Genomic DNA, 16626 nt, shown 5'->3' with positions numbered 1-16626 from the left:
CACTTAGGTTTAATAAAACAGAATAAAGTTTTTAAAACGGACTGATTCACTTTCGGGCTTATCTACTTTGATGCGAAGTAAAAAGGAGGCTATTTTTCGCTAAAGGATCTTGTTGGTTCAAGTTTAGTTTAGGGTGATTGTTCTGGTTGAGGTTATTTTAAATTGATGTATCTATAAAAATTAGGCATAAAAAATCCACACATTCATGCAATTTTAGCGCATGCTTTGTGTGGATTACTTAAGCTATTGATATATGTATGAAACTTAATTTATTTCATACACTACAATAAGTAACTGATTGATTATTCAACCGTAACTGATTTTGCTAAGTTTCTTGGTTGGTCTACGTCAGTACCACGTAATACCGCAACATGATAAGACAATAACTGTACTGGGATACTGTAAGCTATCGGTGCTAACCAAGTATTGACCGTTGGAACATAGACAACATGTTGACGATCTTTAGCCACGATACCGCTATTTTCATCTGCAAAAACAAACAGTTCACCACCACGTGCTTGGACTTCTTCCATATTGGATTTAAGTTTATCCAGCATGTCATCATTCGGTGCAAGAATCACCACAGGCATATCATTGTCGACCAATGCCAGCGGGCCATGTTTCAATTCACCTGCAGCATAACCTTCAGCATGAATATATGAAATTTCTTTAAGTTTTAATGCACCTTCAAGTGCAATTGGGAATTCTGTACCGCGACCCAAGAACAAGCAATGCTGCTTCTCTTTAAACAGAACAGACAAACGTAAAATTTCTGTATCATTTTGTAAGGTATCCAAAATGACTTTAGGGATATGCCACAACGCAGAAGTGATTTCATCAAGACGTTCAGCTGAAATGGTTTGCTTAACCTGACCAAGTTTAAGGGTCAATAGCATCAAAGCTGCGAGCTGTGTGGTAAACGCTTTGGTTGATGCGACCCCAATTTCAGGACCAGCCAAGGTTAATAAATGATGATTTGTTTCACGAACCATAGACGAGGTCGCGACATTACAAATCGTCATGGTGTAGATATTTAAGCCTTTTGCTTTAGCACGCTTTTGTGTATCACGTAATGCAGCCAAGGTATCTGCAGTTTCACCTGATTGGGAAATACAGACATACAAGGTGTTATCTACAATCACAGGCGAGCGATAACGGAACTCGCTGGCAATTTCAACTTGGCAAGGTAAATCAATCAGTTGTTCAAACCAATATTTTGCAATCATTCCAGCATGGTAGCTGGTACCACAAGCAAGCACCTGAATTTGCTGAACATTTTTAAAATCTATATTTGCATTTTGTAAGAAATCTTCTCGTAGTGTATTGCCATTTAAAGCTTGAGAGATCGTTTGTTGAATTGCTTCAGGTTGCTCAAAAATTTCTTTGAGCATGTAGTGTTTATACTCACCTTTAGAGGCATTACTCACGGTTGCATCCAGTTCTTTCACTGGACGATCAACCAATTGATCATTAACAAAAACTTCAATCGTTTCACGAGTTAAACGCGCAATATCACCTTCTTCAAGATAGATAAAACGGTTGGTCACAGGTAATAGTGCCAATTGGTCTGAACTAATAAAGTTCTCACCGATACCAACACCAATGACTAAAGGTGAGCCTTCACGAACAGCAATTAATTCATCTGGGTAATCGGTATGCACAATCCCCAGTGCATAAGCGCCTTTTAGTTGAGGTACGATTTCTTCAACGGCTTTTAATAAATTTGGCGATGATTTCAATGCTTCAGTAATTAAGTGAGCAACGACTTCAGTATCGGTTTGTGATGTAAACACATAACCCAAAGCTTCAAGATCATCTTTAAGCTCTTGGTAGTTTTCAATAATACCGTTATGCACCACTGCAACATGCCCAGAAATATGCGGATGGGCATTATTCTCAGTTGGTTTACCATGGGTTGCCCAACGTGTGTGTGCAATACCCACAGAACCTAAAATATTCGACTCTGCAACCGCACCTTCTAAATTTGCAACTTTACCGACACGACGTTCACGTAAGATTTGCCCCTGATCAACCAGTGCAACACCCGCAGAGTCATAACCACGATATTCAAGACGTTTTAGGCCTTCAATTAAAATATTTGTAATGCTTCGTTCAGCAACGCCACCAACAATACCGCACATAATAATATCCTCTTATTTCTTGACCTTTTGGGGACGTTGATAATTTTCTTTCGAAATTTGTTTTGCACGTTCAAATGCAAGACTGTTGTCTGCTACATCATGGGTAATCACTGAACCCGCACCTGTAGTTGCGCCATGACCAATTTTAATCGGTGCAACCAGTGAGTTGTTGGTTCCAATAAAGGCATTATCACCAATGATGGTTTTGTGTTTATTGGCGCCATCATAATTACAGGTAATTGTACCTGCACCGATATTTGAACCCGCACCAATTTCTGCATCGCCTAAATAGGTGAAATGATTGGCTTTTGAACCTAGACCAACAGAAGAGTTTTTCACTTCAACAAAGTTACCGATATGAACTTCATCTGCCAATTTTGCACCTGGACGTAGTCGTGCAAAAGGACCAATATGTACATCTGCACCAATTAGCGCATCTTCAAAAACACTATATGGTTGAACTTTGGTTCCTGCCGCAATTTGGGTGTTTTTTATAATACATCCCGCACCAATTTCAACGCCATTTCCGAAAGTACATTGACCTTCAATAATCACATTAATATCAATACGAACATCAGTACCCGCCGTGAGTTGACCTCGTAAATCAAAACGTGAAGGGTCAATCAAATGCACGCCTTGTTGCATCAGTAATTTAGCTTGATAGTTTTGGAATTCTCGCTCTAATGCTGCAAGTTGAATACGATCATTTACGCCTTCTACTTCAAAAGCCAATTCTGGTTGAATAGATGCGATTTCCATACCATCAGCTAAAGCCATTGCCACGATATCGGTCAGGTAGTACTCGCCTTGAGCATTGTCATTGCTGAGTTTAGGTAACCATTCATGTAATTTGGCATTGCTGACACAGTAAATACCTGTGTTGATTTCTTTAATTTGACGTTGTTCATCAGAAGCATCTTTATGTTCAACAATGGCTTGGATTTTTCCATCCTTACGTACGATACGACCGTAGCCTGTAGAATCTTCAAGCGTTAATGTGATTAAACCGATGCCTGTTTGGCTGGATACATCAAGCAAACGTTGTAGGGTACTTTGTTGTACACAAGGCACATCACCAGAAAGGATCAAAGAAATGCCGTCTTGGGGTAAAACAGGTAAAGTCACTTTAACGGCATGACCCGTACCAAGTTGTTCTGTTTGCTCTACCCATTGAATATTTTCATGTGCAAATGCATTTTGAACCAGATCACCACCGTGACCAAAGATTGTAATGATATTTTTTGCTTGTAATTGTTTTGCTGTTTCAATCACATGACCGAGTAGTGGACGTCCTGCTAACGGTTGGAGTACCTTGGGTAAACTAGAACGCATACGTGTTCCTTTACCTGCAGCAAGAATGATCACAGTTGTAGACATATCACACCTAACAGATCTGGCTTAAGCCATTTTAAAATATAAATAAATCACGATACATATTGCTGCCCAGAGGCCTGCAATAATATCGTCAAGCATGATCCCAAAGCCACCATCAACTTTTTGGTCAATGACACGAATAGGCCATGGTTTCCAGACATCAAATAAACGGAACAGTGCAAATCCAACCAGTGCCCAAATCCAATTCATTTGCCCTAAATAAATCAAAGGCAGGAACGTGATTGATTGCCCAGCAAATTCATCCCAAACAATACGCCCATCATCATGTACATGGATAATCTCTGCGGTTTTCCCACAAATCCAAATACCGACCAATGACATGATTATGATGGCCAATATGGAGCCATAAAAACCAATTGCAAGCCAAATCGGAATAAACAAAAGCGCAAACGCTGAGCCAAATGTACCTGGTGCTTTGGGCGCTAAGCCTGAACCAAAGCCCACACCGCAGAACACAATAAAGCGTTCAGCCCATGTCATACTTTTAAAGACAATCGGAGGTTTATGCAAAGTGTTGGTACCCTTGAAGTTGAAGTGGATGGTCTAAGCCATCTTTCTCAAATACAATCCCAGATTTTTGTGTAACTTGGCCGATGATTGTAGTGGTTACATTTGGTTTTAATTGCAAAAGTTTAGCATAATTTTGCATAGTTATTGTAAAGCATAACTCATAATCATCTCCGCCCGCTAAAGCATATTTCCATTGCTCATTGTCGCTGAGTTGCCTTAAAGCTGGCTGAATCGGGAGTTGATTTAAATTTATTTTTGCACCGACACCAGAGGCGTCTAAGATATGCCCGAGATCTTGAGCAAGCCCATCTGAAACATCAATCATACTGGACGCCAAGTCTTTTAACATGGCGCCTAGTTCGCAGCGCGGTGTTGGGTAATCTAGACGTTGTTGTAGTGGATGTCCTAAATGTTTTAGCCCAAAAGCGGCATCACCAATCGAGCCACTGACTACAATTAAATCATCGACTTGTGCGCCAGAACGGGTAATGGCTTTGCCTGTTTCAATCCAGCCCAGTGCGGTGACGGTAATGGTGAGATGTGGACTTTGCGTGGTATCACCACCAATTAAACGTACGCCAAATTGATCGCAACAATCATATAAACCCTGACTAAATTGTTTTAGCCAGTCATGATCAATTTGGGATAGGCTCAATGCGAGTAAAATACTGTGGGGTTTTGCACCCATTGCAGCAATATCTGAAAGATTGACAGCAACAGATTTCCAGCCAATCGCATGTGGAGAGGTTTCTAAGGGAAAATGTCGACCAGCGACAAGGGTATCTGTGCAAATCACCAATTGATGATTCAAAGGTGGGGAGAGCAGAGCTGAGTCGTCACCGACGCCTAAATCAACATCAGTTTGCTGCTGACGATTGAAATAGGTCTCAATAATTGAAAACTCAGCCATGTAAAAACAACTTATTTGCTTTGTTGCTTTTCTGCTTCACGCAGGCTTGTTGCTAAACGATCTAATACACCATTGATGTATTTATGACTGTCAGCACCACCAAAGTGTTTTGCCAGCTCAATGGCTTCATCGAGTACAACTCGATAAGGGACTTCAAGATGGTCTTTGAGTTCGTATGCACCTAAACGTAATGTAGCAAGTTCTACACCGTCTAATGCACTCAGTTCACGATCCAGAACAGGAACAAGTAAAGCATCCAATGCTTCATGGTTTGCGATCACGGCTGTGAGCAACTCATGATAATAGCCGAGATCCACTTTATGCATTGCGTTTTCAACACGGGTACGTGCTTCAATTTCATGCACTGGGTTGTGGCTCATTTGCCATTCATAAATCCCTTGTACAGCAAAGCGACGTGCTTTACGTTTTGCTGCATAAGTAGCTTGGAGTGTTTGCGACATGCTTTAAATTGCCTTTAACAGGTTAACCATTTCAATAGCAGTAAGGGCAGCTTCACCACCTTTATTACCTGCTTTTGTACCAGAGCGTTCAATCGCCTGTTCAATACTATCCGTAGTCAATACACCATTGATTACAGGTAGGCCAGTATCTAAACCAACTACACCTAAACCTTTGGCACATTCACCTGCAACGAAGTCGAAATGTGGCGTACTACCACGAATCACTGCGCCAAGTGCAATCACTGCATCGAATTTACCAGAAGCTGCTAGTTTTTTAGCCACAACTGGAAGTTCCCATGCGCCCGGTGCATGAACGACAGTGATATTATCGTCGCTTACACCATGACGATGCAATGTATCAATTGCACCTTCTAATAAATGTTCAACAACAAAGCTGTTAAAACGACCAACTAAAATCGCGTAACGGTCTTCGCTCGCGAGATGTAATAAACCTTCAATTCGGCGAATCGCCATGGCAACCTCGATAATTTAACAGATAAGTGGTTGTACCGACTGCTTTTATTTCCCGACTAAAAACCTAATTGAGCAATAAATGCAGTCTGATTAAAAATTATTGACCAGTTTTTTGGTCAGCAGTGATGTATTCCACCACTTCTAAATTAAAGCCTGATAATGCATTGAAACGTAATGGTGAGCTAAGAAGTTTCATCTTTTCAACACCAAGATCACGTAAAATTTGTGCACCAACACCAATCGTTTGGTATTGCTGTGAAAGTGCAGCATTTGATTTTGTTGGTTTTGGCTTACCAAGTTCTGCCAAAGCAGGGCCTAAGTCAGATAGATGACGTTGACCAATCCAGACCAAAACCCCTCGATCACTGTCGGCAATTGTTTTGAGTGCTTTATCAAGGTTCCAAGCAGGCTCACCATCTTTTTTATTGAGTTTCAATAAATCACGTACAGGATTGAAACCATGTACACGGACAGTCGTCACCCCTTGTTTTGGTTCACCTTTGACCAAAGCCAAATGAATGTCTGGATTACCAATTTCACGGTAACGGTATAAATCAAAGGTACCGTATTCAGTATCTATACTTTGTTGATCCAAACGTTCTACAGTTTGTTCATTGGTCATACGATAATGAATCAGATCAGCAATTGTACCAATTTTTAAGCCATGTTTCTCAGCAAATACTTCAAGATCTGGACGACGTGCCATCGTGCCATCTTCATTGATAATTTCACAAATCACCGATGCCGGCTCTAAACCCGCTAAACGAGATAAGTCACAGCCGGCTTCTGTATGCCCAGCACGGTGTAATACACCACCTGGTTGTGCCATCAATGGGAAGATATGTCCAGGTTGTACAATATCAGCAGGTTTGGCATGAGCAGCAACTGCAGTTTGAATTGTATGGGCACGTTCTGCGGCAGAAATACCAGTGGTAATACCATTTGCAGCTTCAATAGAAAGCGTGAAGTTTGTACTGTGTTGTGCGCCATTATGGTCGACCATTAATGGTAGATCGAGTTGCTTACAGCGGTCACGACTTAGTGTTAGGCATACAAGACCACGAGCATGGGTGATCATAAAGTTGATGTCTTCAGGGCGTACGTGTGTTGCAGCAATGACTAAATCGCCTTCATTTTCACGATCTTCGTCATCCATCAGGATAACCATTTTACCTGCACGGATATCTGCTACAAGCTCTTCAACAGTATTGAGCGGCATCAACCTTCACCTTTTTGTTCTGTCGTATGACATTTTCATTGAGTACATTCGGAGCATAGTCTAACGTGTTTTTACGTATTTTGCCTATGCTTATCATCTTCCTTTGAGATAGATAGTTATACACAAGCTTGTAGGGCAATGAAAAGAGAAGAAAATTGATTTATCGTGATTTAGTATAAAGATCAGACACTCATTTCGAAAAAAATAAGATTAACTTATCGGAAATTGAGCGTAATAAAAGAAAAACCCTCGCACTTTAAAAAAGAGGAGGGTTGATAGATGGTAAATATTTAATTCTCTGAGATTGCTTCAGAATTCGGTGTATTTTTCTTACCTTTTAAAATCTCAGTACGAATATTTTGTGCAAGTTCAGCACAGTCATTATTCATACCATTGATCATAAATGAGTGACGGGTCAACACATTGGTTGGATTTGGTAAGGCAACCAATTGATAACAATCACCAATATGCTTGAGTTGATCATTGCTTAAATACAATGCCATTTCTTTGGCAATTAAATGATTCACCAAACGTTCAGCCGCTTGAGACGCATCAAGTTGCATCGCTTCTACTGAGGTGGTGACTGCACAACGTGTCTGTAACACAAAGCGTTTGTCTTCACGGTAACGTTTATACAGAACTTCTGACAATAATTGAAATACCGAACCAACCATTAATATAGATTGTGCTGCATTGGGTGTTTCAGCATCAATACTCAGGATTGCGCCATTCTGATTAAACTCTTGATGAATGGTGAAATCTTTTGCATTCAATTTGAAATGCTGTGCGCAAAGTTCAATACTTTTATTCAGAAAAATCTGACATAAATTAAAATAAGGCAGTGAAACCGACTGGTTGACCGTATTCATCAGTTGCTTTGGATCATAGTACTGAATATTCAGTGCCAAAATCTCTTGGTCATTTTCCAGTGTCGCGGTTACAGGAGTTTTGGGTTCAGGTTTTGCTTTGGCTTGCGCTTGTTGTTGAGCTTGGGCAATCGCAATCGTGCGGTTGGCTTTCTCCGCTTCAAGTGCTTCAGTCAGTTGTTGAATTTCGTGTTTTAAGCGGGCTTCATTGTTGATGCGAGCCAAAAATTCACTGCGCGTTGGGCGAGCGATGGCACGGTAGGCCAACCATAAAAAGGTATGAATTAATAAGGACACTAAAATAGCCAACCATTGGGTCCGTAAAATTTCACCAATACTTGGCTTGATCAAGGTAATTTCAATTGTGCCGACTTTTTTCTCGTTCTGTAATGCATCACGAACAAAAACTTCACCTTGACGAGTTTTTGCCATACCACTGGTTGCCAGCACTTGTTTTTTAGCATCCAGTATTCGAATCGAAGCCACGCTTGGATTGGTCGCATAGCGATTTGCCAACAGCGCCAATGACACCGTATTTGCGGGTTCGAGTTCAGATAGGCTGTCCGTGACCAATTGGCTGGTCATGAGTTGGCCTTGGCTGGCACGGTTTTCATTTAACTGATGTGTTGTTGCAACTACCAATAAAAAGGTATGAAATGCAAAACTTACAATAAGTAGGCTAGCAAATAGCCCTTGTCTTGGCGCATTCAACGTAAACTTCCAAAGCAAAAAATTTCGATTTCGATTATGATTCTTCCAATTGTTGTAGCTCAGACCCGAGTCAATTCATGCGAGAAATCATTCTTATTTCATTTTTAGGACCTGACCAACCCAATCAGTTTACTCGATTAATGCAAGTGTTGTCCGTACATTCTTTGCAAATATTAGATGTAGGACAGGCGGTCATCCATAATCAATTGACTTTAGGTATTGTAGTGTCGTCAAACGATCAAACTGCAACAGCTTTAGCCATGAAAGACATCCTTATTTTAGCACATGATATTGGTTTAACTGTTCGTTTTAAGCCGATTTCAGGCGCAGAATATGACCAATGGGTGAGTGAAGGTGGGCGCACACGTTATATCGTGACCGCTTTAGCACCAGAGCTCACAGCCGAACATCTACAAGCGGTAACCAATATTGTTTCAAGTCAAGGTTTTAACATTGAAACAGTGACGCGCTTGTCGGGTCGTCCCGAACGTAATGGACACCAAGATGGGCTGAAACGTTCATGTGTTCAATTCGGTTTGAGTGGGCAAATGCTGGATGCACAGGCGATGCGTGCCGCATGTTTACGGCTTTCTGCTGAATTAAATATTGATGTCGCGGTGCAGGAAGACAATGCCTATCGCCGTAATCGTCGCTTAGTCTGCTTCGACATGGACTCAACTTTGATTGAGCAAGAAGTGATTGACGAACTTGCTAAAGAAGCAGGGGTGGGCGATAAAGTCGCTGAAATCACTGAACGTGCAATGCAAGGGGAGTTGGATTTTCAACAAAGTTTCCGTGCACGCGTTGCGTTACTTAAAGGCCTTGATGCCACAGTATTGCCTCAAATTGCTGAACGACTAACCGTGACAGAAGGTGCCGAGCGGTTAATCTCGACACTGAAATCATTGGGTTATAAAACTGCGATTTTATCTGGTGGTTTTCAGTACTTTGCTGAATATCTACAAGAAAAATTGGGCATTGATGAAGTGCATGCCAATATCCTCGATGTTGAAAATGGTGTCGTGACAGGTGAGGTTAAAGGCCATATCGTTGATGGCGCGCGCAAGGCGTATCTATTGACTGAATTGGCTGGGAAAATGGGGATTTCACCTGAGCAAGCGATTGCGGTTGGAGATGGTGCAAACGATTTACCGATGCTTTCAATTGCAGGGCTCGGAGTCGCATTCCGTGCGAAACCTGTGGTTCGTCAAAATGCCAATCAAGCCATTTCAAGTGTAGGTCTAGATGGTGTGCTTTATCTTTTAGGCGTGCATGATAAAGATTTGTCCCGTGCTTAAATGACATGGGTTATATTGCAGAATCATGACAAATAGCGACTTTAAGTCGCTATTTTTTATTTGAAAATGAATCACTTTGCTGCCATTCGCGCTCAATAAAACAGCTTGATAAAAATATTCGTTTTAGAACTTAAAAAAAGTTTTTTAGGGATTAAAAGCGGTGTGTATTTTTTTGTAATGACACTGCATGATTGATGGTAATTAGATTGTGAGAAAAACAGGATTCTTAAAAAATGTAATGACAAATGAATGTTGCGACAAAGTGTGTCGTTTAAGCAGAAAACAGCGCTTTCCTTCTCTTAAAAACTATACATAATGCAAAGCATAAGCTTCTATAAGGTGATTTAAGAAAAATTATAAAGCTTGAAATTGTTGTGAAACACCTATTTAAACGGTTTTTTTATAAGGCATCATTTTGACGGAGGTTGTTATGGTATCAACAACATTTGCAACATTGATTGGATTCGGTCTAATTGCTGCAGCGTTGGCTACCGTTTTCTTTTCCCCTTATCGTCATTGGTTAGGGTTTATGTTTGCAGGCATGATCTTCTGGGGCACCTTGGAAGCAATGCGTTATAGTGTACAGAACATCTTTGATATTTCGGTCGCATATAGCTATTTAACCGCGATTATGTTGGCGATGTCAGCATTGATTGCTCTTTTATTGCGTGAAGACAGTCGTGCACAAAAAGCATTGGCAAATCGCCAATATATTGAACATACCCCAGTCTATGAAGATGAATAAGTTTTGAGTGAAAACTTCAGTCAATATGAACGCTAAGATAACAATAGTGACTTTAATTACACGAAAAAAATCAATTTAGACATTCCAAGGTATATCATAATGGTATACCTTTTTTTCAGTTTATACTTTGCTCTGAAAGCCATGTCTACGCAATGACAAGTTATGCTAGGATGAGCAAATTCGAATCTAATTTAAAAAACAACAGGCTTAAATGTCATGAAACTTTCTGCAATTCCAGTTGTGAAGTTACCAATCGTTGATGCAAGTACAGATCCACTGGATTTGCTTGTATTGGGTTTAGCACTTCGTATGAAACAATTGGCTCGTACCAGTCCAAAATTTATTGAATTGACCCATGACCGTCAGTTCCGTATTCAGATTGGTACTGACTTGGGCGTGGCACGCCAAATTATTGTGAACAATGGTCAAATTGATACAGTTTCAGGTGCTGAACAAAAAGCTGATTTTGTTTTACAGTTTGCTGACAGTGAGCAAGGTGTAAAAACTTTGGTAAAAGGCGATCCAACGGCTTTTATGACGGGTATGCAAAACGGCAGCATCAAAATGGAAGGCGATTTCAGTTTGTTGGTCTGGTTTAACCAAGTGGCTAAACTGATTCCACCAAAAGTTCCAAAACCAGTAAAAGACAAAATTAAATTGGCACGCCAATTCTTAAAAGAGAAGATTGGACGCTAAGCGAATCGAAAATCTTAAAAAGCCCGATCTGATCGGGCTTTTTAAGATTTAAACATTGGCATTAAGCTCAAGCTTTTAATTATTCAACTTCTAAGTTAAAGGTCACAGGCCCATCATTGACCAAATGCACTTTCATATCCGCTGCGAAAATACCCGTTTCAACATTTTTAAATTGTGATCGAGCATAATCAACCAATTGTTGATACAGTGCCTGAGCTTCAGCGGGCGGCATGGCTGGCCCAAAGTCTGGACGCAAGCCTTTTTGCGTTTGTGCCATTAAGGTGAATTGAGAGACCAATAAAATCCCGCCATTGGCTTGGCTGACGTTCCAGCCCATTTTGCCTTGCTCATCATCAAAGAAACGATATTTCAAAATTTTATCAATTAATTTTTGACCTTTTTCAAAATTATCTTCCTTCGCTAAGCCTAGAAAAACCAAAATTCCTTTTTGAATTTCTCCCGTGGTTTCACCATCAACAACAACTTTGGCTTCTAACACTCTTTGTAATAATGCGCGCATATAAACAATAAGACTAAAATACGATAGCGCTATTCTAACAGGGAAAACCCAGTAAGTTGATGCGAGTAAGCCATTGCTGAAAAGTTGAAGCTGTTGATAAGCTTTTGAATAAAAATAGAATTTATAAAATTATCATATGAGTAGATAAATTGAAAAAATAATTCTGCTGAGATTTCTGTTGAGCTTAACTGAAAATATAGTTCATCACTTATAAATGATTACGTTATCTCAGCGAAAAATATGCTTTAATAAAAACAGCATAGCGAAATTAAAATAGATATGGCGCCAATCATCCAATCCTTGCTCGATACAGATTTATATAAATTTACCATGTTACAAGTGGTGCTACATAAATTTCCTCAAACGCACAGTGTGTATCACTTTCGCTGTCGTAATCTAGATGCTACGGTTTATCCCCTGACGGATATTCTGGATGATTTGAACGAGCAGCTCGATCATCTCTGCTTACTCAAATTCCAAGAAGATGAATTGCAATATTTACGCAGTATGCGTTTTATCAAAAGTGATTTTGTCGACTATTTAGAATTATTCCAACTCAAACGCCGTTTTATTAAAGCGGGTATTGATGAACAAGGCCGTTTAGACATTTGGGTTGAAGGCCCAATGGTTCAAGCGATGATGTTTGAAATTTTTGTTCTGGCGATTGTCAATGAACTCTATTTTAGCCGAATTCGTAATGATGACATTTATATTGAAGGTGAACGTCGTCTACAAGCCAAAGTTGAATTATTAAAGAAATTTGAACAACAACAAGGCACTCAAGCTCCCCCATTTTTAGTCTCAGATTTTGGTACTCGTCGTCGTTATAGTCTAGATTGGCAAAGACATGTGATTCAGACTTTCCATGCAGCTGTACCCAATGTGTTTAGAGGTACCAGTAATGTCCTCTTGGCAAAAGAATTAAATATTCATCCCATTGGAACCATGGCGCATGAGTTTTTACAAGCATTCCAAGCGTTGGATGTCCGTTTAAGAGATTTTCAAAAAGCTGCTTTAGAAACCTGGGTACAAGAGTATCGTGGTGATCTAGGCATTGCCTTGACCGATGTAGTCGGTATGGATGCATTCCTACAAGATTTTGATTTGTATTTTGCCAAGTTATTCGATGGCTTACGTCATGACAGTGGTGACCCATTTGAATGGGGCGATAAAGCTTATCAACACTACCGAAAACTGAAAATTGATACCAAAACCAAGATGCTAACCTTTAGTGATGGATTAGACATTGAACGTGCGTGGGCGTTATATCAATACTTTAAAGATCGTTTTCAAGTCAGTTTTGGTATTGGTACCAATTTGACCAATGATATGGGGCAAACGCCACTCAATATTGTGTTAAAACTGGTGGAGTGTAATGGTCAATCTGTGGCGAAAATTTCAGATAGTCCCGGAAAAACCATGACGGATAACGATACTTTCTTGGCTTACTTACGACAGGTCTTTGAAATACCTGAAGTTGTCGAAGCAGTGAAAATTGATATCTGAATTTTTGCTAAAAGAATGTGAAAAATCAGCATATTGGTAAAAAACACTGTGCTAAGATCATTTGTGCTCAAGGTCTTAAAATAGAAAAACGTATGACTACACCAGCCTTTAACTTCGAATTACTCATAGAAGCAGAACAACTTGTGCCATTTTTAGGGCATGACAAAATTCGTATTGTCGATCTAAGTCGTAGCTCTGTGTATGATCAATTACATATTCCACATGCCTTACATGTTAAACCACAACTGTTGGTTCGACAGGAAGAACAAGCTTCAGGGTTATTGCCCGATGAGGACGGTTTAAAAGCGCTGATTGAGTATTTAAACATCTCTCCCGAGCATCATGTTGTGGTCTACGATGATGAAGGTGGTGCTTGGGCTGGGCGTTTGATTTGGAATTTACATTGCCTTGGTTTTTATAATACCAGCCTACTCAATGGCGGAATTCATGCATGGTTGGCAGCAGGCTATCCGACTTCGGCTGAAGCAGAAAGTTTTAGCAAAGTTGAACCCTTAGTTACTGTCAATTTACAACATCTTGATCAACACCGAATTGAATATGCCAAACTGTTGCAAAAGGTTGAACAGCAAGCGATTCAAGTTTGGGATTGTCGAACTTCAGAAGAATATACGGGACAGCGTTTAGCAGCGCGACGCGGCGGTCACATTCCAAGTGCACAACATTTTGAATGGAGTACTGCAATTAATCGTCAAAATCATTTAAAATTGCATCCTCTAGAACGCACGCAACAACGTCTAGAACAATTAGGCTTTCAATTTGACCAGCCTGTGGTGGTGTATTGTCAGTCACATCATCGTTCTGGTCTGGCTTATATCTTGGGTCGGTTATTGGATTGGAATATTCAAGCCTATGATGGTGCGTGGAGCGAGTGGGGCAATCGCCTCGATAGTCCAATTATTACTGGAGAATCACCTGCGTGAGTCTTACATCAACGTTAAAAAAACAAATTTTTATCCAAGCACAAAAAGTCATTCCGCAACAGCAACTCAGCCGTGTTGTTGGTAAAGTTGCAGCCAGTGAAAATCCAATTGTTAAAAATTTAGCGATTCAAGCATTTAAAGCACAGTACGGGATAGACCTTTCTATTGCTGAGCAAAGTGATGCTTTAAAATATAAATCATTCAATGAATTTTTTACCCGTGCTTTAAAAGAAGGTGTCCGAGAAATTGACACAGATCAGACCAGTATTGTCTCTCCAGCAGATGGTGCAATTTCTCAGTTGGGTAAAATTAAAGATGGTGATGTATTTCAAGCCAAAGGCCAAAGTTTTTCTGTAGACAAATTGATTGGCGATCCGCAATTGGCTGCACCATTTATCAATGGTGAATTTGCCACGGTTTATTTGTCACCACGTGATTATCACCGTGTCCATATGCCATTTGCAGGAACGTTGACCGAAACCTTGTATATCCCAGGTGAGTTATTTTCTGTAAACCAAACGACAGCAGAGAATATTCCAGGTTTATTTGCGCGTAATGAGCGTATGGTATGTTTGTTTGATACCGAATTAGGACGTATGGCGGTTGTTCTGGTGGGTGCAATGATCGTGGCAGGAATTGAAACTGTGGCGACTGGCAAAGTAAAACCAACAGGGCGTTTAGAGTTAAACCAGCATGATTTAGCCTTAGAAAAGGGTGCTGAGCTTGGACGTTTTTATTTAGGTTCAACCGCAGTTGTATTGTTTGAACAGAATAAAATCACTTGGGATGAACAGTTTAAAGCCAATTCTATTGTGGTGATGGGTGAAGCTTTAGGGCATCAAATATAATAGAGATCAATGGATTTTTATATTTTTCAAATGGTTGATTGAGATTGACTCTGTATCACTTTGAGTAACAGAGTCAATCTCACAAAGCCGAATAAGATTTGATGTAAGCCTGTTATAAGCGGTTCTTTTCAGCCTTAAAAGAAACGACTTTCCATTCAGAGACTCGTCCGTCTTGTCCAAATTTAATCTTCCATTCCTTCCACCAGACATTGGAATAGCTACACATATATTGGATCACAACACCTTGATCCATGCCTTGTCCACATTGTTCGGTTGTTATTCCCATATCGGAACGTATCCAATAAAAAAATAATTGACCTCCATCCTTGTCAACGCCAGTCGTATAAGGCTTTCCCCATACTGGTCCGTATTTTCCTTCACGAGTGGTATTCATCATCTCATTTGCGGTTTTCCCTGTTAGATTGTTGTAAGAGAGTTTTGCCATGGTCGTGTCACAGCCACTTAGTAATAATCCTAAAACAGCTGCAATAGAAAATTTATATTTATTCATTGTAATGTCCATTTTTGGTGTGTTGATATTTATAAATAGATTTTTATAAAAATAGCCGATGATAAAATAATGCTTAAAATCAGATATATTTCTCAATATATTTAACTAGTGTGACTTGGTCAACATTAATATGAATGATATTTATTTTTATAATCTAAAGTCATTTATTCAACTTGGTCTCGAATTTTATGATGAAGATATACAGCACACGTCTAAGAATAAATTTTCGTTATGGCATAAGTGCTTTTTGAGAAAAACGATTTTAAAAGTTGGACATCGATTTTTTAGTATTAATTTCCAAATATACTTTTGCCGAGTCAAAGCATCTTTCCAATGGTAAATACACAAGCAGTGTGAGCTATTTGGTGGTTCTTTCTATGTAATAGCAACCCGATAAAAATGTGCGGCTAAATCTGAAATAGATTTTAGATTAATTTCGATGCATTGAAATAAGACAGCTTTAAAGCCTGTGCATCTGCTAAGGCATTGTGTGGGTTTTCAGAGGCAACATGGGTTTCGATTGGGTCCTGCATCCATAACTGCATGGTCAGCGGAGGGGTTCGGATACATTTTCCTGCAGAAAGTACCAGACTACGGGTAAACAAGGCAAAGTCTTCTGGCCAATCTGCCACAATTTCAAGACTTGTATATTGAGATAAATAAAGCTGTAAGCGACTTTGAAATTGCGCTAAGGAAATCGGTTTTTGATTTAAACGAGGCATGACATGGTCTTTAACCCAAGTAATTGGGTCAGCGCATTCTAAAACTTCATAAAAATGTTGATTATTCTCATCAACCAATGCCAGCGAAATTAAATCACCGCCAAAGCCATTAAACTCACAATCTAGAAATAGTTTCATTCGAATTAATCAAA

At 39.8% G+C, this 16626-nt stretch carries 17 protein-coding genes; 6 read left to right on the top strand and 11 right to left on the bottom strand.

Annotated elements, in window-relative coordinates:
- Nucleotides 1-302 precede the first annotated feature (302 nt).
- From glmS to PYV58_RS21675, 8 genes are all read right to left on the bottom strand, one after another.
- The gene (gene glmS / locus PYV58_RS21710; RefSeq protein WP_034611139.1) at nt 303-2141 is read right to left on the bottom strand and encodes a glutamine--fructose-6-phosphate transaminase (isomerizing); all 1839 of its coding nucleotides are present in this window, start codon (nt 2139-2141) and stop codon (nt 303-305) included.
- A gap of 12 nt (nt 2142-2153) precedes the next feature.
- Nucleotides 2154-3518: a bifunctional UDP-N-acetylglucosamine diphosphorylase/glucosamine-1-phosphate N-acetyltransferase GlmU gene (gene glmU / locus PYV58_RS21705; RefSeq protein WP_034611141.1), complete on the bottom strand. Its 1365-nt coding sequence runs from the start codon at nt 3516-3518 to the stop codon at nt 2154-2156.
- 21 nt (nt 3519-3539) lie between these two features.
- Nucleotides 3540-4016, bottom strand: a complete 477-nt coding sequence (locus PYV58_RS21700) for a phosphatidylglycerophosphatase A (protein ID WP_016539097.1) — start codon at nt 4014-4016, stop codon at nt 3540-3542.
- Between the two features lie 22 nt (nt 4017-4038).
- Complete coding sequence (thiL, locus tag PYV58_RS21695; RefSeq protein WP_004818314.1) at nt 4039-4956, bottom strand: thiamine-phosphate kinase; 918 nt, start codon at nt 4954-4956, stop codon at nt 4039-4041.
- An 11-nt stretch (nt 4957-4967) separates the two neighbouring features.
- Nucleotides 4968-5417: a transcription antitermination factor NusB gene (gene nusB, locus PYV58_RS21690; RefSeq protein ID WP_004718751.1), complete on the bottom strand. Its 450-nt coding sequence runs from the start codon at nt 5415-5417 to the stop codon at nt 4968-4970.
- A 3-nt stretch (nt 5418-5420) separates the two neighbouring features.
- The gene (ribE, locus tag PYV58_RS21685; protein WP_004718750.1) at nt 5421-5891 is read right to left on the bottom strand and encodes a 6,7-dimethyl-8-ribityllumazine synthase; all 471 of its coding nucleotides are present in this window, start codon (nt 5889-5891) and stop codon (nt 5421-5423) included.
- Nucleotides 5892-5988: 97 nt separating this feature from the next.
- Complete coding sequence (ribBA, locus tag PYV58_RS21680) at nt 5989-7110, bottom strand: bifunctional 3,4-dihydroxy-2-butanone-4-phosphate synthase/GTP cyclohydrolase II (RefSeq protein WP_004818315.1); 1122 nt, start codon at nt 7108-7110, stop codon at nt 5989-5991.
- Between the two features lie 290 nt (nt 7111-7400).
- Nucleotides 7401-8687 carry a hypothetical protein gene (locus tag PYV58_RS21675; RefSeq protein WP_004818317.1) on the bottom strand — a complete coding sequence of 429 codons (1287 nt, stop codon included), beginning with the start codon at nt 8685-8687 and terminating at the stop codon, nt 7401-7403.
- Between the two features lie 77 nt (nt 8688-8764).
- Between PYV58_RS21675 and serB the strand changes: the two genes are divergently transcribed.
- The 3 genes from serB (at nt 8765) to PYV58_RS21660 (ending at nt 11426) form a co-directional block, all read left to right on the top strand.
- On the top strand, nt 8765-9985 hold the full coding sequence (serB, locus tag PYV58_RS21670; RefSeq protein WP_004718743.1) for a phosphoserine phosphatase SerB: 1221 nt from the start codon (nt 8765-8767) through the stop codon (nt 9983-9985).
- A gap of 430 nt (nt 9986-10415) precedes the next feature.
- On the top strand, nt 10416-10730 hold the full coding sequence (aciT, locus tag PYV58_RS21665) for a ciprofloxacin tolerance protein AciT (RefSeq protein ID WP_004818318.1): 315 nt from the start codon (nt 10416-10418) through the stop codon (nt 10728-10730).
- A 216-nt stretch (nt 10731-10946) separates the two neighbouring features.
- Complete coding sequence (locus tag PYV58_RS21660) at nt 10947-11426, top strand: SCP2 sterol-binding domain-containing protein (RefSeq protein ID WP_004718739.1); 480 nt, start codon at nt 10947-10949, stop codon at nt 11424-11426.
- Between the two features lie 79 nt (nt 11427-11505).
- Here the strand turns inward: PYV58_RS21660 and dtd are convergent, their stop codons facing one another.
- Nucleotides 11506-11946 (bottom strand): D-aminoacyl-tRNA deacylase, encoded by a 441-nt coding sequence (dtd, locus tag PYV58_RS21655; RefSeq protein WP_004818319.1) that lies wholly within the window; start codon nt 11944-11946, stop codon nt 11506-11508.
- Nucleotides 11947-12225: 279 nt separating this feature from the next.
- Here dtd and pncB point away from each other — a divergent pair, with 279 nt between their 5' ends.
- The 3 genes from pncB (at nt 12226) to asd (ending at nt 15241) form a co-directional block, all read left to right on the top strand.
- Entirely contained in the window at nt 12226-13452 is a 1227-nt protein-coding gene (pncB, locus tag PYV58_RS21650; RefSeq protein WP_034611151.1) for a nicotinate phosphoribosyltransferase, read from the top strand.
- 92 nt (nt 13453-13544) lie between these two features.
- Complete coding sequence (locus PYV58_RS21645) at nt 13545-14393, top strand: rhodanese-like domain-containing protein (RefSeq protein WP_034611324.1); 849 nt, start codon at nt 13545-13547, stop codon at nt 14391-14393.
- Nucleotides 14390-15241, top strand: a complete 852-nt coding sequence (gene asd, locus PYV58_RS21640; protein ID WP_034611154.1) for an archaetidylserine decarboxylase — start codon at nt 14390-14392, stop codon at nt 15239-15241. Before PYV58_RS21645 ends, asd begins: the two co-directional genes overlap by 4 nt.
- 112 nt (nt 15242-15353) lie before the next feature.
- Here the strand turns inward: asd and PYV58_RS21635 are convergent, their stop codons facing one another.
- Both PYV58_RS21635 and PYV58_RS21630 read right to left on the bottom strand, forming a co-directional pair.
- Complete coding sequence (locus tag PYV58_RS21635; RefSeq protein ID WP_034611157.1) at nt 15354-15752, bottom strand: hypothetical protein; 399 nt, start codon at nt 15750-15752, stop codon at nt 15354-15356.
- A 425-nt stretch (nt 15753-16177) separates the two neighbouring features.
- On the bottom strand, nt 16178-16612 hold the full coding sequence (locus tag PYV58_RS21630; RefSeq protein WP_034611161.1) for a hypothetical protein: 435 nt from the start codon (nt 16610-16612) through the stop codon (nt 16178-16180).
- Nucleotides 16613-16626 lie beyond the last annotated feature (14 nt).

It is taken from the genome of Acinetobacter sp. TAC-1 (genome assembly GCF_029025845.1).
Classification (GTDB): domain Bacteria; phylum Pseudomonadota; class Gammaproteobacteria; order Pseudomonadales; family Moraxellaceae; genus Acinetobacter; species Acinetobacter guillouiae.
Note: the sequence above shows the minus strand (reverse complement) of the source record. Positions and strands in the feature narration are given on the sequence as shown.